The sequence below is a fragment of the Campylobacter concisus genome (assembly GCF_003048605.1).
Classification (GTDB): Bacteria; Campylobacterota; Campylobacteria; order Campylobacterales; family Campylobacteraceae; genus Campylobacter_A; species Campylobacter_A concisus_BM.
Window position 1 is genome coordinate 37,331 of the sequence record NZ_PIRX01000011.1, and the last position, 19,381, is coordinate 56,711.

21 protein-coding genes, 1 other RNA gene and 3 pseudogenes are annotated in these 19,381 nt (G+C 40.7%); 22 read left to right on the forward strand and 3 right to left on the reverse strand.

Annotated elements, in window-relative coordinates:
• Window positions 1-47 precede the first annotated feature (47 nt).
• The 3 genes from CVS86_RS09325 to CVS86_RS09335 all read left to right on the forward strand — a co-directional run bounded on the left by CVS86_RS09325 (window position 48) and on the right by CVS86_RS09335 (window position 1,135).
• Window positions 48-452, forward strand: coding sequence for a phosphorelay protein (locus tag CVS86_RS09325; RefSeq protein ID WP_107791710.1), 405 nt, complete (start codon window positions 48-50; stop codon window positions 450-452).
• A 30-nt stretch (window positions 453-482) separates the two neighbouring features.
• Window positions 483-841: a transfer-messenger RNA gene (ssrA, locus tag CVS86_RS09330) on the forward strand.
• 153 nt (window positions 842-994) lie between these two features.
• Entirely contained in the window at window positions 995-1,135 is a 141-nt protein-coding gene (locus CVS86_RS09335; RefSeq protein WP_199906535.1) for a hypothetical protein, read from the forward strand.
• Window positions 1,136-1,189: 54 nt separating this feature from the next.
• Here CVS86_RS09335 and sppA read toward each other — a convergent pair whose 3' ends face one another.
• Both sppA and CVS86_RS09345 read right to left on the reverse strand, forming a co-directional pair.
• Window positions 1,190-2,053: a signal peptide peptidase SppA gene (gene sppA / locus CVS86_RS09340; protein ID WP_107791711.1), complete on the reverse strand. Its 864-nt coding sequence runs from the start codon at window positions 2,051-2,053 to the stop codon at window positions 1,190-1,192.
• Entirely contained in the window at window positions 2,041-3,258 is a 1,218-nt protein-coding gene (locus CVS86_RS09345) for a metal-dependent hydrolase (RefSeq protein WP_107791712.1), read from the reverse strand. Before CVS86_RS09345 ends, sppA begins: the two co-directional genes overlap by 13 nt.
• Window positions 3,259-3,342: 84 nt before the next feature.
• Between CVS86_RS09345 and aroQ the strand changes: the two genes are divergently transcribed.
• Genes aroQ through mnmA form a run of 11 tightly spaced genes read left to right on the forward strand, consistent with a single transcriptional unit; the run spans window position 3,343 to window position 12,184 of the window.
• Window positions 3,343-3,822 carry a type II 3-dehydroquinate dehydratase gene (aroQ, locus tag CVS86_RS09350; protein ID WP_004317604.1) on the forward strand — a complete coding sequence of 160 codons (480 nt, stop codon included), beginning with the start codon at window positions 3,343-3,345 and terminating at the stop codon, window positions 3,820-3,822.
• Window positions 3,819-4,844: a M24 family metallopeptidase gene (locus CVS86_RS09355; protein WP_107791713.1), complete on the forward strand. Its 1,026-nt coding sequence runs from the start codon at window positions 3,819-3,821 to the stop codon at window positions 4,842-4,844. The genes aroQ and CVS86_RS09355 overlap by 4 nt, the downstream gene beginning before the upstream one ends.
• Window positions 4,841-5,317 carry a 2-amino-4-hydroxy-6-hydroxymethyldihydropteridine diphosphokinase gene (folK, locus tag CVS86_RS09360; RefSeq protein ID WP_004317550.1) on the forward strand — a complete coding sequence of 159 codons (477 nt, stop codon included), beginning with the start codon at window positions 4,841-4,843 and terminating at the stop codon, window positions 5,315-5,317. Before CVS86_RS09355 ends, folK begins: the two co-directional genes overlap by 4 nt.
• Window positions 5,318-5,326: 9 nt before the next feature.
• Window positions 5,327-6,685 carry a flagellar biosynthesis protein FlhF gene (gene flhF, locus CVS86_RS09365; RefSeq protein WP_107791714.1) on the forward strand — a complete coding sequence of 453 codons (1,359 nt, stop codon included), beginning with the start codon at window positions 5,327-5,329 and terminating at the stop codon, window positions 6,683-6,685.
• Entirely contained in the window at window positions 6,678-7,544 is an 867-nt protein-coding gene (locus CVS86_RS09370; RefSeq protein ID WP_004317632.1) for a P-loop NTPase, read from the forward strand. The genes flhF and CVS86_RS09370 overlap by 8 nt, the downstream gene beginning before the upstream one ends.
• Window positions 7,545-7,557: 13 nt before the next feature.
• Window positions 7,558-7,902 (forward strand): hypothetical protein, encoded by a 345-nt coding sequence (locus CVS86_RS09375; RefSeq protein WP_012140116.1) that lies wholly within the window; start codon window positions 7,558-7,560, stop codon window positions 7,900-7,902.
• The gene (locus CVS86_RS09380; protein WP_004317527.1) at window positions 7,874-8,578 is read left to right on the forward strand and encodes an RNA polymerase sigma factor FliA; all 705 of its coding nucleotides are present in this window, start codon (window positions 7,874-7,876) and stop codon (window positions 8,576-8,578) included. Before CVS86_RS09375 ends, CVS86_RS09380 begins: the two co-directional genes overlap by 29 nt.
• Window positions 8,578-9,681 carry a flagellar motor switch protein FliM gene (gene fliM, locus CVS86_RS09385; RefSeq protein WP_012140115.1) on the forward strand — a complete coding sequence of 368 codons (1,104 nt, stop codon included), beginning with the start codon at window positions 8,578-8,580 and terminating at the stop codon, window positions 9,679-9,681. Before CVS86_RS09380 ends, fliM begins: the two co-directional genes overlap by 1 nt.
• On the forward strand, window positions 9,671-10,525 hold the full coding sequence (gene fliY / locus CVS86_RS09390) for a flagellar motor switch protein FliY (protein WP_103630624.1): 855 nt from the start codon (window positions 9,671-9,673) through the stop codon (window positions 10,523-10,525). Before fliM ends, fliY begins: the two co-directional genes overlap by 11 nt.
• Complete coding sequence (locus CVS86_RS09395) at window positions 10,525-11,115, forward strand: TIGR00730 family Rossman fold protein (protein WP_021090074.1); 591 nt, start codon at window positions 10,525-10,527, stop codon at window positions 11,113-11,115. Before fliY ends, CVS86_RS09395 begins: the two co-directional genes overlap by 1 nt.
• Before the next feature lie 16 nt (window positions 11,116-11,131).
• The gene (gene mnmA, locus CVS86_RS09400; protein WP_265094627.1) at window positions 11,132-12,184 is read left to right on the forward strand and encodes a tRNA 2-thiouridine(34) synthase MnmA; all 1,053 of its coding nucleotides are present in this window, start codon (window positions 11,132-11,134) and stop codon (window positions 12,182-12,184) included.
• Here mnmA and CVS86_RS09405 read toward each other — a convergent pair.
• Entirely contained in the window at window positions 12,171-12,533 is a 363-nt protein-coding gene (locus tag CVS86_RS09405; protein ID WP_004317578.1) for a DUF488 domain-containing protein, read from the reverse strand. The two genes, mnmA and CVS86_RS09405, sit on opposite strands and share 14 nt — an antisense overlap.
• Before the next feature lie 173 nt (window positions 12,534-12,706).
• Here CVS86_RS09405 and CVS86_RS09410 point away from each other — a divergent pair, with 173 nt between their 5' ends.
• The 8 genes and pseudogenes from CVS86_RS09410 to CVS86_RS10315 all read left to right on the forward strand — a co-directional run.
• On the forward strand, window positions 12,707-13,636 hold the full coding sequence (locus CVS86_RS09410; protein ID WP_004317514.1) for a ribose-phosphate pyrophosphokinase: 930 nt from the start codon (window positions 12,707-12,709) through the stop codon (window positions 13,634-13,636).
• Window positions 13,637-13,842: 206 nt separating this feature from the next.
• A pseudogene (locus tag CVS86_RS10080) lies at window positions 13,843-13,929 on the forward strand (hypothetical protein); the annotation flags it as partial.
• Window positions 13,930-14,021: 92 nt separating this feature from the next.
• Window positions 14,022-14,528: a YqhA family protein gene (locus tag CVS86_RS09415; RefSeq protein WP_002939835.1), complete on the forward strand. Its 507-nt coding sequence runs from the start codon at window positions 14,022-14,024 to the stop codon at window positions 14,526-14,528.
• Between the two features lie 92 nt (window positions 14,529-14,620).
• The gene (hemE, locus tag CVS86_RS09420; RefSeq protein ID WP_107791716.1) at window positions 14,621-15,643 is read left to right on the forward strand and encodes a uroporphyrinogen decarboxylase; all 1,023 of its coding nucleotides are present in this window, start codon (window positions 14,621-14,623) and stop codon (window positions 15,641-15,643) included.
• Window positions 15,633-16,547, forward strand: a complete 915-nt coding sequence (locus CVS86_RS09425) for a radical SAM protein (protein WP_107791717.1) — start codon at window positions 15,633-15,635, stop codon at window positions 16,545-16,547. Before hemE ends, CVS86_RS09425 begins: the two co-directional genes overlap by 11 nt.
• 3 nt (window positions 16,548-16,550) lie before the next feature.
• Window positions 16,551-17,369 (forward strand): pyridoxamine kinase, encoded by an 819-nt coding sequence (locus CVS86_RS09430; RefSeq protein WP_107791718.1) that lies wholly within the window; start codon window positions 16,551-16,553, stop codon window positions 17,367-17,369.
• Window positions 17,370-17,517: 148 nt separating this feature from the next.
• Window positions 17,518-18,264: pseudogene (locus CVS86_RS10310) on the forward strand (cache domain-containing protein); the annotation flags it as partial.
• Between the two features lie 711 nt (window positions 18,265-18,975).
• Window positions 18,976-19,381, forward strand: a pseudogene (locus tag CVS86_RS10315) (methyl-accepting chemotaxis protein); the annotation flags it as partial.

The window sequence follows — 19,381 nt, forward strand, 5'->3', positions numbered from 1 at the left end:
TTATCAAAATTTTGCTACAATTACGCCAATTTCTTAAGGACATGAAAATGGGTATATTAAAAAGGCTTGAAGTCGATTATTCTTATGATATAGTTGAGGAGTTTCTCTCTCACTACACTTTGATGTGCGATTTGCTAGAGCCTTTGATAATAAATTTAGGAAGAGCTGACAAGTATAAAGAGAGCATTTTAGAGCTTTCTAGGATCTTTCACAATATCAAATCAGCAGCAGGTTTTATGCATCTTGACCAGATCTTAAAGCTCACTACTTTAGCTGAAGAGGTCACTCAAGAGGCTAGAAGCTTAAAAGGTCCAGCAAATGATAAATTTATAGATTGGTTGCTACTCATTAGCGATCAGTTTCATAAATACAAAGGCGACGTCGAGAAAGACCTAGAGTATTTTAGCGTCCTTGAGCCAAAGATCATTGACGTACCTGCAAAGCTTGACTAAACAATCCAACTAAACCATTTCATTTTTTATGGGAGCGACTTGGCTTCGACAGGAGCAGAGTGTGTACGGTGGCACGTCGCTTTGAGCAAAGCGTAAAAAGCTCAAATTAAATTTAAACGCAAACAACGTTAATTTCGCTCCTGCCTACGCTAAAGCTGCGTAAGTTCAGTTGAGCCTCGCTTTATCTTATTCTAGCTAGGATGTAAGCGAGTAATTTAGCTAGAGTAGGCCAGCAAAGTGACTGCTTGCTAGCTGAAATTTTAGTCTTAGTCTAAATTTTGGTTTTGGAAAGTGAGCCTTTTTAGATGAAATTTTCACTTTTGCTAAGCGTGTAGAGGCTGTACGGATTTTGTTTTTGGACAGGGGTTCGATCCCCCTCGCTTCCACCATCTATTTTAAATTTCTCTCAAATTTACTCACTTTTTAAATAGCATAAATCAAAATAATCATGACCTATAAAAAGAAAAATGATATGTAAAATGAATTTTGATTTTGCTAGCGACTTTTTCTATTGATTACTACTAGGTGATAAATTTGGACTTTTGGATGAAAACTTTAATGTCGTTGTCAAAAATAGCATTTATGGTAAATTTGAGGTGCTTCAAAGGATAAATGAAACTACTTTTTTGATAAAAATAGCAGGGCAAGATATTTTAGTGGATAGCGAGGGGATTTTAAAATAAGCTAGACATAAAAAGCTCTGCCAGCCAGTTAAATTTAACTTGGCTGGTTTTTCATTATCTAAGCTTTGTCTCGAAAAATGCATTAAAAAGTGAGTTTATGCCTTGCTTTGTAAATTTCTCCATTATCTTTTCGAGCTGCGGTTTTTCTTGCCAGACGGGCTCATCTACGAGGCTTATTTTTGCTAGCTCATTTTGAGCGTCTATGTAGCTGCCAAGGCTGTCTATTAGCCCCATTTTTAGGGCATTGTGCGCCAAAAAGACCCTTGCGTTTGCCCACTCGTCTTTTTTGTTGATGTCTAAATTTCTAGCCTCTGCCACGTCGCTTACAAAGAGCATGTAAGCGTCATTTACGAGCCCTTGCAAGCTCTCACGCTCCTGCTTGCTCCAGCTCCTCATAAAGGTGCCAGCCTCTTTAAACTCGCCAGCCTTTACCACCTGCTCACTCACGCCTAAATTTTTGGCTAAATTTTCGATGTTTGCCCCTTGCATGATGACGCCGATCGAGCCTATGAAAGCGCCCGGGTTTGCGACGATAGTATCAGCATTTACGCCAGCGTAGTAGCTGCCGCTTGCCATGTTGCCAGCTGCGTATGCGAGCACTTTTTTGCTCTCTTTTAGCCGCTTGACCGCCATGGCTAGCTCCACGCTAGGGCTTAGCGCGCCTCCTGGGCTGTCGATGTAGAGTAGCACGCCTTTGATGTTGCTATCACTCCTTGCTTTTTCTAGCGCATCTAAAATTTCGCTTGTGTCCATTATCGTGCCGGTGATGTCTATGCGGGCTAAATTTGGCTCTTTCATCTTGCCATCTGGAGCGAAAATAAAAAATAAGATGAGTAAAAATATGAGCGCCTTAAAGTAGTTATTGATAAATTTAAAAATTCCCAAAAATCCTCTAAAAATAAGCCTTAAAATTTGCAAATTTTGCCTCCGATATATAGTTTTTTAGCCTCGTTTGTATGAAGTATGAGCTGAAGTATTAGCTCGCTATCATCGCACTCTAGGTCGTTATAGACGGCAAGATCAGCCGCGCGTCCTGCTTTTATCTCGCCGTTATTTGTCCTAAGTGCCTTTGCGCCCCCATGCGTTGCAGCGACAAAAAGCCTAGTGGCAAGCTCGTTTAGATCAAGGCTAGCGTGGGTAAATAGGGCGGCTCTTAGTTCATGCCAGAAATTTAGGCTGATATTTGAGCTAAGGCCGTCTGTGCCGATGTTTAGACTGACGTTATTTTTGAAAATTTCTTTTAAATTTAGCGCCTTTTTGCCAAGTAGCCTGTTTGAAACGGCGCAGTGCGTCACGCTGTGATGAGGCTTAAATTTAGTAAAATCGCTCACATAAACGCAGTGTGTAAAGAGGGTATTTATCTCACGAAACATCTCAAAGTAGCCATTTGCGTCATACATTGGCTTTGGATCTTGGCTAAATCTTAAAAGATGCTTTTTAAAGCCACCGCTGCCGTGCTCTAGCCACTGCTTTTCAGCCTTGCTCTCTAAAAAGTGCGTGCTTACAAGAAGACCATCCTTTTTAGCTATCTCAAGGGCAGCTTTGGCGAGCTTTGGGTGCACAGAGTAGGGCGAGTGCAGCGAGATGGCTGGGGTGAAATTTTGGCTTTTGTAGCCTTTTGTTTTTTCAAATTTGGCTAAGAAATTTTGCAAATTTTGCTCACTCATCTGCTCATTTGAGCCTAAAATTTCACTAAAAAGCACGACTTTTAGCGGACTAGCGGCTAAAATTTCAAGCTCCGAGCCAAAGCTAGATATCTCGCCAATGGCACAAACTCCGCTTTTTAACAGCGAATTTATGGCTTCATTCATCGCTTTTTTAGCGTCCATTTTAGCTAGCTCGCCGCCTTTATCGACGATAGAGCCAAGCCATTTTATAAAGTCGCCATATTTTAGAGTGCTAACGTTTGAGCTAAACTCCAAATGAACGTGTGAATTTATAAAAGCTGGGGCGATCACGCTCTCACCAAAGTCGCAAATTTTGGCCTCTTTAAATTTCTTTTGCGCCTCTTTTTCGCTTGTAATTTCTAAAATTTTATCACTCTCTATGACAACACAAGAATTTCTTAAAATTTTTGGATTTTCTCCGCCAGTGATGATCTTTTTTGCTTTTAAAATTTCCATTTCTAGCCTTAAATTTTTGTTATTGTAGCGAAAATTTAGGAACGAAAATGTATAATTTGGGCTATTTAATCAAAAAGGAGTGACATGGATAAGAAGCTAAAAATAATGGTTATCCAAGGCCCAAATATCAATATGCTTGGCGCTAGAGAGCCAGGAATTTACGGCGTTATGAAGATGGAGGATATCCACTCTCAAATGAAGATCGTTGCCGATCAAAATGACGTTGAGATCGAGTTTTTTCAAAGCAACCTTGAGGGCGAGCTAGTCGATAAGATCCAAGAGTGCTTGGGCGATGCTGACGGCATCATCATAAATCCAGCTGCTTACACTCACACCTCTATCGCTATCCGCGATGCGCTAAGTGCGGTTGCGCTGCCAGTTATCGAGGTGCATATCAGCAACGTTTATAGAAGAGAAGAATTCCGCCACAAAAGCCTCATCGCACCAGTTGCAGCAGGCCAGATCGTGGGCTTTGGACCAGTTGGCTATCACTTAGCGATGATAGGCATGCTTCAAATTTTTGAGCAAATCAAAGCTGTAAGAGCAAATCAAAAAGCACAATGAATTTCATCTTAAAGGACGAAAACGCCGTATTTTATGAGTGCGGCTACAGCTGCGACAATGAGTTTTTGCTATGCGTTGATGGTGTGAAATACTTTTTTACAGACGCGAGGTATTATTTCGAGGCAAAAAGCTGCGTAAATGCAGGCGTGGTCGTTCTTTTAGCGCAGAGAAATTTAATAAACGAGGTTAGGGCATTTTTAAGAAAGATGAAGCCAAGTAGCCTCGTTTTTAACCCTGATGAGCTAAGTCTAAGCGAGTATAACGCGCTTAGCAAGGGCTTTAAGATAAATTTCAAGCCAAAGGCAAATTTCTCTAGACTAAAGAGAATTTGCAAGAGCGAAGATGAGATAAAAATTTTAAAAAAGGCTAGCGAATTTGGAGCGAAATGCTTTGATGAATTTGCTAAATTTGTGCGTGAAAATGGCGAAGGGATGAGCGAAAAAGAGCTTCACTTTAACGCCTCGCTCATCTTTAGGCAAAAAAACGAGCTAGGTCTTAGCTTCGATCCGATCGTAGCTATAAACGAAAATGCCGCAAAGGCGCATGCGCTGCCTGGGGATAAAATTTTAAAAAAGGGCGATTTGCTGCTACTTGACGCTGGGGTTAAATTTAAGCGCTACTGTTCTGATCGCACCAGAACTGCTTGCTTTGATGAAAATTTTAACTTTTCAAAGGAGCAAAAATTTAAAAACGCTAAGATGCAAGAAATTTACGAGATCGTAAAAGAGGCTCAGGCTGCTGCGATAAAGGTCGCAAGAGCTGGCGTCAGGGCGTGCGATATAGACCTTGCAGCAAGAAGCGTGATAGCAAAGGCTGGATATGAAAAGGCCTTTTTTCATTCGACAGGACACGGCGTGGGTGTCGATATACACGAGCTTCCAGTCATCTCAGCAAGGAGCGAAACGCTCATAAAAGAGGGCATGGTCTTTAGTGTGGAGCCTGGAATTTATCTAGAAAATGAATTTGGCGTGCGCATCGAGGACGTGGTGGTCGCAAGAGAAGGTGGGTGCGAAATTTTATGAGGCTAGCTGGAGCAAGAAAGATCGTAAAAAGCCGTTTTTGCCCTAGTTTTTTTCAAAAAAGAGATGAGTTTAAGTATGAGGCGCTAGTTGGCATGGGTGGCAACATCGGCGATAGCGCAAAGAGGTTTGATAAATTTATAAGAGCGATTAGTGAAGATAGGCGTTTTCACGTGGTTGAAGTCTCGCCGATCCTTATAAATGCGGCGTTTGGCTACGAAGCGCAGGATGATTTTAGTAACGCTGTTATAAATTTACAAACATCTATGAGCCCTAGAAATTTGCTAAAAATTTTGGGGCATTATGAGAGTAAATTTAAGCGCGTAAGGACGTTTAAAAATGCGCCACGCACGCTTGATCTGGATATTTTGTATTTTAGTAAAAAAGTCTATAAGACGCCACGCCTTATCGTCCCGCACCCAGGGGCTAGTAAGAGGCTTAGCGTGATCGTGCCACTAGGGCTTATGAGAGGTTAAAGGATATAAATGGCTACAAAATTTCATACTTTTACAGGCGAGAGCACTATCGAAGCTTTGAAAAAGGCTCAAGAAACGTGCGGCGAGAAGGCCATACTCGTTACCACAAAGCAAATTCAAGCCAAAACGATAAACAAAAAGCCGCTTTATGAAATTTTAGTAAGCGTCGAAGAGGACGAGGTAAAACAGCCACCAAAGCCAAATGTAAAAGCAATAAACTATGAAAATGCCTACTCTAAATTTAGCAAAAACTACGAGCCACCAAAGCCAAAATTTGAGATAAAAGAGGAGCCTGCTAAATTTGAAGCAAAGACGACGTCGCCTGAGCCTTACGATCCAAATGAGAGCGTGCTTTTAAATATCTCAGACGTCGCAAAAGAGATAAGCGCGATCGCAAATGTCGATATGAACGAGATAAAAGAGCCAAATACAAATGGCATGAATAAAAAAATAGACGACGTGGCAAAGCAAGTAAGCGTGCTAAGCGAGAAAATAGGGCTGATAACTGACATGATCTGGGACGAAAAAGCCCCAAATCGCAACAATCTCTCGATCCCGCCAGAGTTTGCTACTATCTACAAGCTCGCAAAACAAAGTGGCATGAAAGAGGAGCATTTAGAAGCGATCATGCAAACGACGCTTGAAAATTTGCCAGTTTCGATGAAAAGCAACCCAACCGCGGTAAAAAGATATTTTTACTCGCTTTTGCGAAATATGCTGCCTTGCAGAAAAGAGATAAGTGATAAAAAACAGCGCATAATGATGCTAGTTGGTCCAACTGGAGTTGGCAAGACGACAACTCTTGCAAAGCTTGCGGCTCGTTTTGCATACGGTAACGAAAAGCGCTATAAAACGGGCATCATCACGCTTGATACGTACCGTATCGGAGCGGTCGAGCAGCTATTTCAATACGCTAAGATGATGAAGTTGCCGATCCTTGATGTCATAGAGGTCGAGGACTTTCAAAACGCCATAAAGCAGCTTAGCTACTGCGACGTGATCTTAATCGACACCACTGGAAATTCGCAGTATGACAAAGAAAAGCTTGAAAGACTTGATAAATTTCTAAAGCATAGTGGTGCAAAGATCGATGTAAATTTAGTCCTTTCGGCTGGCTCAAAGGTCGAGGATCTGATAGAAATTTATAATGGATTTTCATTTTTAGAGATCGATACGCTGATAATCACCAAATTTGACGAGACCAAAATTTTTGGCAACGTCTTTTCACTGATATATGAGACAAATACGCCAGTTAGCTACTTTAGCGTGGGTCAAGAGGTGCCTGATGATCTTGTGGAGGCAAGGAGCGAATTTTTAGTAGAGTGCGTGTTTGACGGCTTTACAAAGCAAAAGGCTAGCGATGAATAACCAAGCGCAAAAACTACAAAATTTAGTCCAGTCTCAAAATAAGGCTAAAAATACGCATTTTATAGCGATTACAAGCGGCAAAGGCGGCGTTGGCAAGAGCACGATAAGTGCAAATTTAGCAAATGTCTTGTCGCAAAATGGCTATAAAGTAGGGCTTTTTGACGCTGATATCGGCCTTGCAAACCTTGATGTTATCTTAAACGTTAAAATGGGCAAAAACTTACTTCACGTGCTAAAGGGCGAGTGCAGCTTAAAAGATATCTTGATACCTATAAATAAAAATCTCATCCTCATCCCTGGTGAGAGCGGCGATGAAATTTTGAAATTTAATAATCAATTTTTATTTGAGAGATTTTTAGATGAGGCGAGCGAGCTTGATCAGCTTGACTTTTTGATCATTGATACCGGTGCTGGCATAGGTGGCAGTACGCAGCTCTTTTTAGAGGCAGCTGACGAGGTTGTCGTGGTAACCGTGCCTGACCCTGCGGCGATAACCGATGCATACGCGGTCATAAAGATCGTTTCAAGGTTTAAAAATAACGAGCTTTTACTTTTAAATATGGTAAAAAACGAGGCTGAGGCCACTAGAATTTATGAAAATGTAAAGCGAGTGGCAAATGCAAATATCGGACCAAATTTAAATTTAGAGCTAATTGGCTACGTGGCTTCTGATAAGAGCGTGGCAAGGAGCATAAAGCAAAGGACGCTCTTTACAGATGACGAAGCTTACGGCTCTGCTAGCGTGCAGATTAAGCAGATAGCTTCGAATTTGCTTTATAGGTTGGAACGAAAAGTGCTTAAGGATGAGCAAAGCAGGAGCTTCGGGGGCTTCTTTAAGCGTTTGATAGAACAATTTTAATGGAGATTGAGCTTTGCGTGCAGAAAATTTTATAGCATTTTTTACGGTTTGTGGATTTTTCATAGGCATAGTTTTTACCTTGCTAAAGGTAAGCGAGCCTATCGAAATGCTCGTTTATACGCTAGTTATTACCTTATTTTTCTACCTTATAATTCACATAGTGATAATGAACTATGTCGATGTAAAAAGGACTTTGAAGAAATTTTTTGACAAGCAAAGACATGAGGAGATCGCAGACTATCTCATCTCTGAGCTAAACGTTAGGGAAAAACGGATGGAAAATATCATGCTAAAAGTAACCACCGAAAATTTAGACTCTGGTAAGCAAAATGTACGAACTAAAGCAAAAGCAGCTTAACGCTTATAAAAGCACCATTAAAAAAGAGCAAGACGAGATCGTCTTAAAATATATGCCAGCTCTGCGCGCGATGGCGTTTAGGCTAAAGGAGCGCTTGCCTTCAAGTATCGACGTAAACGACCTTATAAGCGTTGGCGTTGAAGAGATGATAAAGCTTAGCAGGAAGTATGATAAAGAGCAAAACGACTCATTTTGGGGATATGGCAAAAAGAGAATTTATGGCTCGATGCTTGACTACCTAAGAGCGCTTGATGTCGTTAGTAGAAGCGATAGAAAGCTAGTAAAGAGCATAAATACCGAGATAGATAACTACTTTAACACACACGAAGAAGAGCCAAGCGACGAGTATCTGGCCGAAAAGCTAAATGAAGATATCGAAAAGATAAGAGAGGCAAGGGGTGTTAGTGGCATCATCACCATTTTGCCAATAGACGAGCAAATGGAGCTAATCGGTCAAAGCGATGTTGAAAAAAGCGTAGAAAAAGAGGATCTTATCTTAAAGATCGAAAGTGCGCTAAAAGACTTTGATGAGCGTGATCAGATGATCGTTCAGCTTTACTACTACGAAGAGCTAAATTTAAAAGAGATCAGCGAGATAATGAACATCAGCGAGAGTAGAATTTCGCAAATTCATAAACGTTTGCTTGATCGCATCAGACGCAGCTTGGGGGTTTAATGGCTGATATTTTAAGTCAAGAAGAGATAGACGCGCTACTTGAAGTCGTCGATGAAGACGGCGATACGAGCAATATCGAGATAGAAGAGAGCCCACAAGGCGAGCAAAAGCAGATCATTATCTATGACTTCAAGCGTCCAAACCGCGTCAGTAAAGAGCAGCTCCGTGCGATAAAAGGTATCCACGACAAGCTTGCTAGAAATTTAGCTAGTCAAATTTCAAGTGTCATGAGAAGTATCGTCGAGCTTAGGCTTCACAGCGTAGATCAGATGACATACGGCGAGTTTTTGATGAGTTTGCCAAGCCCAACTAGCTTTAACGTCTTTTCTATCAAGCCACTTGATGGAAACTGCATCTTAGAGATAAACCCAAGCATAGCATTTCCTATGATAGACCGCTTGCTTGGCGGAACTGGCGAAAATTTCGAGGCAAACAGAGAGCTAACTGACATCGAGGTAAATTTACTCGATGCGGTGCTTAGGATGATCATGCAGCGCCTAAAAGAGAGCTGGTCGATGATAACTGATATGTATCCAAACGTCGAGGCAAAAGAGAGTAGTCCAAACGTCGTTCAGATCGTATCTCAAAACGAGATCGTCATCATGGTCGTCATGGAGATCATCGTTGGTGGCTCAAGCGGCATGATAAATTTATGCTATCCAGTCATCTACCTAGAGCCGATCCTTTCGCGCCTTGCAAACAGAGACATCATGCTTGGCGAAACTAGCGCTAAAAAGAGTAGAAACAAAGAGCTAAAAACTCTAATAGGTCGTGCCGAGGTGCTTTATGAGGCGATACTTGGTAAATCAATCGTTAGCGTAAATGAGTTTTTAAATTTAAAAGAGGGCGATATCTTAAGGCTTGATAGAGGCGCTGATGATAAGGCGATCGTTTGCATCGACAAAAAAGAGGTATTTTTGGCTGAAGTTGGGCTTCATAGATTTAGAAAGTCTATCAAGATCGAGCAGCTAATCCGCTCTGACAAAGACGAGATCAAACACATCCTAGAAAAATACGAAGAAGAGCGAAAAGCAAAACTAATGGCATACGACGAGGCCAACGAACACAACAATGAAGAAGAGAGCGAAGATAATGACGAATGAATTTTTTAACATCTTTTCAAATGAACTAAAAGCGACCATCGAAGGGCTAACTGGCAGAGCGCCAGAGATCGGCGAGAGAAACGAATTTGACGCGCCAGCGCAAAATGGCATAAAACCGCCAGTTGTCATGGCTAGCGTGACATTAAGTGGCGACATCAATGCAAAAGCTGAGATCGCCTGCACGCCGGTGCTCATAAGTGCAGTTAGCGAGTGGATGATGGGCGAAGAGGAAATTTCAAAGAATGAAAACCTCGGTAGCGACGAGCTTGACGCTGCAAAAGAGATATTTTCAAACCTTTTTAGCGCATTTAGCACCTCTCTTGGAGCACAAAAAGGCATGCCAAAGATCAGCTTTGAGGTGATAAATGTAAATTTCTTAGATGAAAACTCATCGCTTGATTTTAGCGTTTTTGAAAAGCTTTTTTTGTTTAACATAAAGATCGAGGATCTAAATGAGCATGTGGCTTTTGTCTGCGATCATACGCTTATGAGATTTTTCGAGCCTGCTAAAAGTGAGCCAGTAGATGCTGCAAAAGCTGCAGCCGCTCCTCATGCACTAAAGGGCGAATTTAGCGCAGAAGAGATGAGAAATATCGGCCTTATCATGGACGTAAGGCTACCAATGCGTGTTCGTATCGGCTCAAAAAGGATGCTCTTAAAAGATGTGCTCACTATGGATATAGGCTCAGTCATCGAGCTAAATCAGCTAGCAAACGACCCGCTTGAAATTTTGATAGGAGATAAGGTGATAGCTCTTGGCGAAGTTGTCATAATAGACGGAAACTTTGGCATCCAGATCACACAGATAGGCTCAAAACGCGAGAGGCTTCAGCAGTTAAAATAATGAATGAATTAGTAAATGATCTCTTAAAATTTCCAAGCGTTTTAAAGTATAAAAACAAAAATGTAACCTTCTTTGGCTCGGCTAGATTTGATGAAGAAAATTTCTACTGCAAAAAGGCATACGAGCTAGCTTACAAGCTAAATGAGCTAGGTTTTGCCATCTTAACTGGCGGAGGAGATGGCATAATGAGAGCGGCAAATAAGGGTGCATTTGACAGCGCAAAGTCCCCTAGTGTTGCACTAAACGTGAGGCTTCCGTTTGAGCAAAATACAAATCCATACGTCACCGCAAAATATCTCTTTTCAAATTTAAGCCCAAGAAAATTTGCCCTAACTGACAGCTCTATCGCATTTGTCGTCTTTCCTGGCGGCTTTGGCACGCTTGATGAGCTATTTGAAATTTTAGTGCTTGCTCATGTTGGTAGCAAAAAAGTGAAAATTTTTCTTTACGGATGCGAGTTTTGGCAAGGGCTTGATGAGTTTATACGAAAGACGCTGATCCCTCAAAAAACGATAAATGAAGAAGATTTAAGCTTATATAAAATCACCGATGATCTGGAGCTTATCGTAAGCGAAATTTTGGCTATTTAAAAATAAGATATAAAATATCGCCTTTAAATTTAAAAAAGGTAAAAATATGAAAATAATGGTTGCAATGAGCGGCGGTGTAGATAGCACGATGACGGCTAAATTTCTGCAAGAGGCTGGACATGAGGTGCAAGGCTGCTACATGATGCTTCATCAAAAGCCAGGATATCACGAAGAAAACATCAGAAAAGTCAAAAAAGTGGGCGAGTATCTTGGCATCAAGGTGCATATACTCGATCTGCAGGATAAATTTAACGAATATGTCTATGACCCATTTGTCAGGCTCTACAAAGAGGGTAAGACGCCCAATCCTTGCGCCTTGTGTAATAAATTTATAAAGCTTGGTGCATTGCTTGACTTTGCAAAGGCAAATGGCTGCGAGAAGCTTGCTACTGGGCATTACGTGCAGGTGGTTGATGGTTTTATAACCTGCGCAAAAGACCCTAGCAAAGATCAAAGCTACTTTTTAGCTCAGGTGCCAAAAGAGGTGCTAAAAGATATCATTTTCCCGCTTGGAGATAAATTTAAAAAAGATATAAAAGAGCTAGCAAGAGGCGTAAAAGTGCTTGAAGAGTTCGCTACGCAGGCAGAAAGCAGTGAAATTTGCTTTGTGGAAAATACCTACATCGAGGTTTTAAACAAGCACTACAACACAAATTTACCAGGCAATGTGGTGGGTAAAGACGGCAATATTATCGGCCGCCACCAAGGCTACATGCACTATACTATCGGCAAACGCCGTGGCTTTGAGGTTTTTGGCGCTCACGAGCCACACTTTGTCATCAAGATAAATGCCGAAAAAAACGAGATCGTTGTCGGCACGAAGGACGACCTTGCTCAAAAGGTGGTCGAGCTTGAAAATGTAAATTTATTTATAGATGAAGATAAATTTGAGTGCGAAACCAAGATAAGATATAGAAGCCCTAAACTTGAGGCTTTTGCTGAGGTTGATAAAGCTAGCAAAACCGCAAAACTAACGCTAAATCAAAACGCACTTGGCGTGGCTCAAGGTCAGCTTTGCGTGATGTATGAGGGTGATCGCGTCATCGCAAGTGGCTTTATAAAGAACTAAGCGCCTCTTTTATCACCTTAACGTGGCTAAATTCTGGCTCTTTGACAGCGGTCAGAAGCGCCACGTTTTTATACTCTTTTTCTAGCTTTTTAAGCTCTTTTAGCCCCTCTTGCTCCTCTTTGCCATTTAGCTCTTGTCTAAATCTTTTGCAAAACTCATCAAACCTAGCCTCTTTATCTTCATGAAACCATGACCTTAGCTCGTTTGATGGAGTGACTGATTTTAGCCAGATAAAGCTAGAAAATATCTCTTTTTTCACGCCCCTAGGATAAAGTCTATCGATAAAGACACCTTTAAATTTCTCGTCGTCGCTTTTAATAAAGTCGTAAATTCTACATATCTTAAACATGTTTGTTATCTTAGTCCTCATAAATTTACAAATGTAAAATGGTTTAAAAATTTGGTGTAAATTTTGGCTTTTGGAGTAGAAAATTTGACTAAAAATAGTTGGTAGATAAATTTAAATTTAAAGCTCATTTTGATAAAATCACAACATAAAAATCACTAAAAAAGGTTACTATTATGAGAGGCTATAAAATTTTCTCAGGCACCGCAAACATCGAGCTTTCGAAGAAAATTTCGCAATATTTGTCGCTTCCACTGAGTGAAGCTAGCATTAAAAGATTTAGCGATGGTGAGATCAGCGTGCAGATCGGCGAAAGCGTGCGTGGGAAAGATGTTTTTGTCATCCAGCCAACATGTGCCCCAGCAAATATAAATTTAATGGAGCTTCTTATCTTAACTGACGCTTTAAAGCGCAGCAGTGCAAGCTCTATAACAGCGATCGTGCCGTATTTTGGCTATGCTAGACAAGACAGAAAAGCAGCTCCTAGAGTTCCTATCACTGCAAAACTTGTGGCAAATATGATGCAAACAGCAGGCATCGACAGGGTCGTTACTATGGACCTTCACGCAGGACAAATTCAAGGATTTTTCGATATCCCAGTAGATAACCTTTATGGTAGCATCATTTTTAACGACTATGTAAAAGCTAAAAATTTACCAAATCCAGTCGTTGCAAGCCCAGATGTAGGCGGTGTGGCTCGTGCTAGAGCCTTGGCAAAAAATCTAAATTTATTAGATATGGTCATCGTTGATAAACGCCGCGAGAAAGCAAACGAGAGCGAAGTGATGAACGTGATCGGCGATGTTAAGGGCAAAGATGTGATCTTGGTCGATGATATGATTGACACCGCTGGCACCATCGTAAAAGCGGCTGAGATTTTCAAAGAGCGTGGCGCAACTAGCGTAATGGCGTTTTGCACGCACCCAGTGCTTAGCGGACCAGCCTATGATAGGCTAAAACTTGGCTTTTTAGACGAGCTAGTGGTGACTGATACGATCCCGTTAAAAGAAGAACTCCCTTGTATAAAAGTGCTAAGCACAGCTTCACTCTTTGGCGAAGTGATACGCCGTGTTTATCACAACGAAAGCGTAAATAGCTTGTTTTAGTAACCATTGCAGGCTGGATCTCTAGCCTACTAAATTTATCCATTTTGGCTAATTGATATTTATCTTTTGGGTTAAATTTCTAGCCCAAAAGACTTAAAATCCTGCTTGTGGCGAGCCTAAATTTAAAGCCAAATAAACAAAAATTACAATGAAATCTCGCCGCTAAATTTCTACATACTAGCTACTAAAATTTAAATAAGCTGTAATTAAGATGCAGTGCCGATCAGATCCGCGTCGGAGCTGCGACAAATGCCGTGAGGATCGCGCAAAAATGGATCACGATGCAGGAGTAGTTTGCGCTAAAATTAATTGCGATTTTGCACCTAAATTTTAAGGAAAAAACTATAAAATACCCCCTTTTTAAATTTCACAAAAAGGGTTTTTATTGCGTAAAATATTCGAGAGAATTTTGCTTGCAAGCAACAGTTTCACGCTTTTTCCAATAGTCTTTGGACTTTTAGGTGCGATCGTGCTTTTCATCATCGCAAGTTATGATGTCGGCAAGGTGCTTTTAGAGGTTTATAAATATTTCTTCGCTGCAGATTTTCACGTTGAAAATTTCCACTCAGAGGTCGTTGGTGAGATAGTTGGAGCGATCGATCTATACTTGATGGCGCTTGTTCTTTATATATTTAGCTTCGGAATTTACGAGCTTTTCATCTCAGAGATCACACAGTTAAAGCAGTCAAAGCAAAGCAAAGTGCTTGAAGTGCATTCACTTGATGAGCTAAAAGACAAGCTTGGCAAAGTGATCGTCATGGTCTTAATCGTAAATTTCTTCCAAAGAGTGCTTCATGCAAACTTCACAACTCCGCTTGAGATGGCCTATCTTGCGGCTTCTATCCTAGCGCTTTGCCTTGGACTTTACTTCCTTCACAAGGGAGATCACTAAAATTTTAAGCGTTTTTACGCTTAAAATTTCTCCTACATCTTTTCTTTAGCTATTTTTGGATAATATCCATTTAAAAATTTAAAGGAAATTTGATGATTTTCATAGACGCTTGCCTTAAAAAACCGACCACATATACGCCTGTTTGGATGATGCGCCAAGCTGGTAGATATCTGCCAGAATATATGGCTGTAAGAGCTAAAGCAGGGGATTTTTTGTCACTTTGCAAAGACTATAAAAAGGCTAGCGAGGTCACGCTTCAGCCAGTTGAAATCCTAGGTGTTGATGCGGCGATTTTGTTTAGCGATATCCTTGTCGTACCTCTTGAAATGGGCATGGATCTGCGCTTTGAAAAGGGCGAGGGGCCAGTTTTTACAAAGCCTTTGCGTGATGAGGCCGCACTTGATGCGCTTAGTATCGAAAGATCGGTTAAAGGCTTAGCATACGTCTATGATACGATCAAGCTTACAAGAGAAAATTTAGCCAAAGATAAGGCGCTCATTGGCTTTTGTGGTGCGCCATGGACGATAGCTACATATATGATAGAGGGTGGTGGCAGCAAAAACTATGCGGTCTGCAAAAAGATGCTCTATGAAAATCCAGAATTTTTACATCAAATTTTAGAAAAAGTGACGCAAGCGCTCATCCTTTACGTCAAAGAGCAGATAAAAGCAGGTGTCAATGCGGTGCAAATTTTTGACAGCTGGGCGGCTGCACTTGAAGAGCAGGCATATTTTGAGTTTGGATTTAACTACATAAACAAAATAGTTGATAGCGTCAAGGCTGAGTTTCCAGAGATCCCGATCATCGTTTTTCCAAAAGGTATAAGCGGCTATCTGGATAAAATTTCAGGTAAATTTGACGTTTTTGGCGTTGATTGGAGCACGCCGATCGAGCTAGCAAAAGAAAAACTTAGCCCAAGATACGTCCTTCAGGGCAATATGGAGCCAACAAGGCTATATAGCAAAAAGGCGATCGATGAGGGCGTGGATAAAATTTTAAGCACGATGAAAGGCGCACCGCATATTTTCAACCTTGGTCATGGGATCTTGCCAGATGTGCCAGTTGAAAATGCAAAATATTTTATAAAAGAGGTTCAAAGAAAAAGTGCAAGATAGCACACCAGTCTTTGGACCGATAAATTCGCGCCGTTTTGGCATGAGCCTTGGCATCGATCTAAGCCCAAAGCAAAAATCATGCAATTTTGACTGTGTTTATTGCGAGCTAAAGGGCGCAAAGCCGGTTGAAGAGATAGAAAATCCGCCAAGCGTTAATGAAATCATAAGCGCTTTAAAAGAAGCCTTAAAAGTTCATCAAAACATCGATGTCATCACGCTTACAGCAAATGGCGAGCCAACTCTTTATCCGCACTTAAAAGAGCTGGTAGTAAAAGTAAATGAGCTAAAGGGTAGGGCAAAAACTCTTATCCTAAGCAACGGCTCAGGCGCGAGAGATCAAAAAATTTGTGAAGCCTTGCAGGGGCTTGATATAGTTAAATTTAGCCTTGATAGCGCTGTGCAAAGCACATTTAAAAAGATAGACCGCAACAAAAGTGGCATAGAAGTTAGTGAGCTTATAGAGGCAATGGCTAAATTTCGCAAGGACTTTAAGGGTGAGCTTGTACTTGAAATTTTGGTCGTGGCCGGATTTAACGACAAAGAAGAGGAATTTATAGCGCTTAATGAGGCTATAAATGAGATAGCTCCGCACCGAGTGGATGTGGGTACGATAGATCGCCCGCCAGCTTACAACGTAAAAGGCGTTGATGCTAGTAGGCTTGAAGAGCTTGCAAGCAAGATAAATGGCGTGCCAGTCACCATAGCTAGGGCTCACAAGATAGAGCAAAAGTATGAATTTAGTAAGAGTGAAATTTTAGCCATGCTAGAGCGCCGTCCGCAAACTACGGCAAATGTCGAAGAAAATTTCTCAGAGCACTCAAAGCAAATTTTAAACAGCCTTTTGCAAGACGGTGTGGTTTATCAAACTGACGTTGCTGGCGTTAAATTTTATAAATTGAGATGATAGATGAAGCGAATTTTAACTATACAAGATATCTCATGCGTGGGCAAATGCTCGCTCACCGTCGCACTTCCCATAATCAGCGCCAAAGGCATCGAGGCGTGCATCTTGCCAACGGCACTGCTCTCAACTCACACTGGCTTTAAAAATTTCACTTTTCGTGATCTAACTGACGAATTTGACGCTATAACGCAGGTTTGGCACAAAGAGGGTATCAGCTTTGATGGAATTTACACTGGATTTTTAGGTAGTTTTAGGCAGCTTGAGCTTATAGAAAAGGTCTTTGCTGAGTTTGATAGCGGCTCTTTGCTAAGGCTTGTGGATCCTTGCATGGGCGATAATGGCAAGCTCTATCACGGCTTTGATGAGAAATTTGTCGCAAAGATGAGAGAGCTTTGCACAAAGGCACACGTCATCACGCCAAACATAACCGAGGCAAGTTTTATGTGTGAAAAGTCATTTTTAAGCGAGGGATATGGCGAGGATTACATTTTGGAGCTGCTTGAGAGTTTGGCTAGTTTTGGCGTGCAAAAGATCGTTTTAAAGGGCATTAGGTATAGGCAAAACGAGTGCGGCATCATAGCTTACGATGCAAAAACGAAAGAAAAAGTGGAGTATTTTCACGAGTATTTGCCCTTTCACGCAAGTGGCACCGGAGATATATTCGCTTCAGTGCTTTTTGGCTCACTCATAAATGGCGAAAGCATGCAAAATGCTATCAAAAAGGCAGCAAATTTTGTGCTTGAGAGCATCAAGATCACGCTAAAAGATGATAATCGCACAAAATATGGTGTGCAGTTTGAAAAATTGCTTAGAAATTTTTAGCACTTTATGGCAGGGAGTGATTTAAATTTGTGTCATTATAACCCCATAAAGTGACATTGTTAAAACAAAATTTCATATTTATTTAAATTAATTTTACTTTTATATAAAAAGTTGAATAATTACGCAAATATTGATCAAGGAGTGATTTATGAAGTCTTTAAGGATTAAAATTTCTGTTATTTTGACAGCTGTGATCGTGCTGCTACTAATCGGCGTTAGCCTCATTAGTTACAACATAGCTCGCAACCTATATACAGAAAAAGTTGTGAAAGATGAGCTACCACTAGCTGTCTCTAACGTTGCAGGTGAGATCGGCTATGCCATAGACAAGATCATCAACACCTCTTATCAGATGACTAAAAACGACTATCTTCTCAAGTGGATCGACGAGGGCGAGCCAAAGGACGGATTAGCAACGCTTTTTAACTATAACACCGACCTTATGAAGGCGTTTAACCTCTCAACGGCGATGTTTGTCTCTGATAAAACTCTAAACTACTACACAAATGACAAAATTTTAAAACAGCTTAGCAAGGACAATCCACGTGATAGCTGGTACTTTGACGTTAAAAATGGCAAAGAGGTAAATTCTCTAAACATCCAAGTATCAGAAGCTACTGGCTCACTAACGCTTTATGTAAATAGCAAGGTTGAAAAAGACGGCAAATTTTATGGCGTCAGTGCTATAGGCATGAACCTTGATGACATCGTAAATTTAGTCACTTCAAAAACCATGGGTGAGGGCAGTAAATTCCTAATGGTTGATTCAAGTGGCATCGTAAAGATAGAAAAGAGCGACAGGGTCGGCAAAGTAAATGTAAAAGACGTCCTTGGCAAAGAGAAATTTGATGTCTTGATGAATAAAAATGGCGGCGTCATTCGTCACTTTAACGGCACGAGAAATTTGATAATTGGCTCAAAATATATCCCAAGCCTTGATTGGTACCTATTTGGTGAGATGGACGAGGATGTGCTTTTAAAAGATTTGCATACGCTATTTTACTCAGCTATCGGCGTTATCTTAGCAGCGATCATCATCTCTGTGATAGTTTCACTTCTAATGTCGTCTTACCTCCTAAAAATTATCCTCAAACTAAAAACAGGCCTACTATCTTTCTTTGATCTACTAAATCATAAGACAAACAAAGCCCAGCCTATAGAGATAACATCTAAAGATGAATTTGGTCAAATGGCAGAGCTAATAAACAAAAATACAAAGGCCATTGAAGATGGCATGAAAGATCAAAGTATCTTCATCCAAAAAGCCAACACCTTTGTAAATGAGATAAAAGATGGCAACTATGAAGCAAGCTTAGAAGCAGATACTAATAACCCAGCTCTAAATCAACTAAAAAGCACATTTAAAGATCTACAACTTGCTCTTAAAAATGCAATCTCAAGTAACGGCAAAGATGTACTTGATCTACTAAACACCTATAAAAACCAAGACTTTACAAAAAGACTTGATGATGATGGTAAGATAGCAAGTGGCATAAACTCACTTGGCATTGAAATATCTAAAATGCTAAATGACAATCTAAACCAAGCACAAGTACTAGAAGAAAAAGCTAAACTTCTAGCTGAATCAGTATCAAAAGTAGCAAGCTCAGCAAACACTCAAGCAAATAGCTTACAAGAATCCGCAGCTGCAGTTGAGCAAATGTCTAGCTCAATGAATGCCATCTCTCAAAAGACAGCTGATGTCATAAGACAAAGTGATGAAATTAAAAACATCATAACTATCATTAGAGATATAGCAGATCAAACAAATCTTCTAGCACTTAATGCTGCAATTGAAGCAGCCAGAGCTGGAGAGCATGGCAGAGGATTTGCAGTTGTTGCTGATGAAGTTAGAAAACTAGCTGAACGTACTCAAAAATCTCTAGGTGAGATAGAAGCAAATACAAATGTATTAGCTCAATCAATAAATGAGATGAGTGAATCTATCAAAGAGCAAAGTGAAGGTATCAATATGATCAATCAATCAGTTGCTCAAATAGATCACCTAACAA

Bases quoted from the DNA above. Each gene is read 5' to 3' on its own strand.
- CVS86_RS09325 (WP_107791710.1), top strand. From the start codon at position 48: ATGGGTATATTAAAAAGGCTTGAAGTCGATTATTCTTATGATATAGTT.
- CVS86_RS09345 (WP_107791712.1), bottom strand. From the start codon at position 3,258: ATGGAAATTTTAAAAGCAAAAAAGATCATCACTGGCGGAGAAAATCCA.
- aroQ (WP_004317604.1), top strand. From the start codon at position 3,343: ATGGATAAGAAGCTAAAAATAATGGTTATCCAAGGCCCAAATATCAAT.
- CVS86_RS09355 (WP_107791713.1), top strand. From the start codon at position 3,819: ATGAATTTCATCTTAAAGGACGAAAACGCCGTATTTTATGAGTGCGGC.
- folK (WP_004317550.1), top strand. From the start codon at position 4,841: ATGAGGCTAGCTGGAGCAAGAAAGATCGTAAAAAGCCGTTTTTGCCCT.
- flhF (WP_107791714.1), top strand. From the start codon at position 5,327: ATGGCTACAAAATTTCATACTTTTACAGGCGAGAGCACTATCGAAGCT.
- CVS86_RS09370 (WP_004317632.1), top strand. From the start codon at position 6,678: ATGAATAACCAAGCGCAAAAACTACAAAATTTAGTCCAGTCTCAAAAT.
- CVS86_RS09380 (WP_004317527.1), top strand. From the start codon at position 7,874: ATGTACGAACTAAAGCAAAAGCAGCTTAACGCTTATAAAAGCACCATT.
- fliM (WP_012140115.1), top strand. From the start codon at position 8,578: ATGGCTGATATTTTAAGTCAAGAAGAGATAGACGCGCTACTTGAAGTC.
- fliY (WP_103630624.1), top strand. From the start codon at position 9,671: ATGACGAATGAATTTTTTAACATCTTTTCAAATGAACTAAAAGCGACC.
- CVS86_RS09395 (WP_021090074.1), top strand. From the start codon at position 10,525: ATGAATGAATTAGTAAATGATCTCTTAAAATTTCCAAGCGTTTTAAAG.
- CVS86_RS09405 (WP_004317578.1), bottom strand. From the start codon at position 12,533: ATGTTTAAGATATGTAGAATTTACGACTTTATTAAAAGCGACGACGAG.
- CVS86_RS09410 (WP_004317514.1), top strand. From the start codon at position 12,707: ATGAGAGGCTATAAAATTTTCTCAGGCACCGCAAACATCGAGCTTTCG.
- hemE (WP_107791716.1), top strand. From the start codon at position 14,621: ATGATTTTCATAGACGCTTGCCTTAAAAAACCGACCACATATACGCCT.
- CVS86_RS09430 (WP_107791718.1), top strand. From the start codon at position 16,551: ATGAAGCGAATTTTAACTATACAAGATATCTCATGCGTGGGCAAATGC.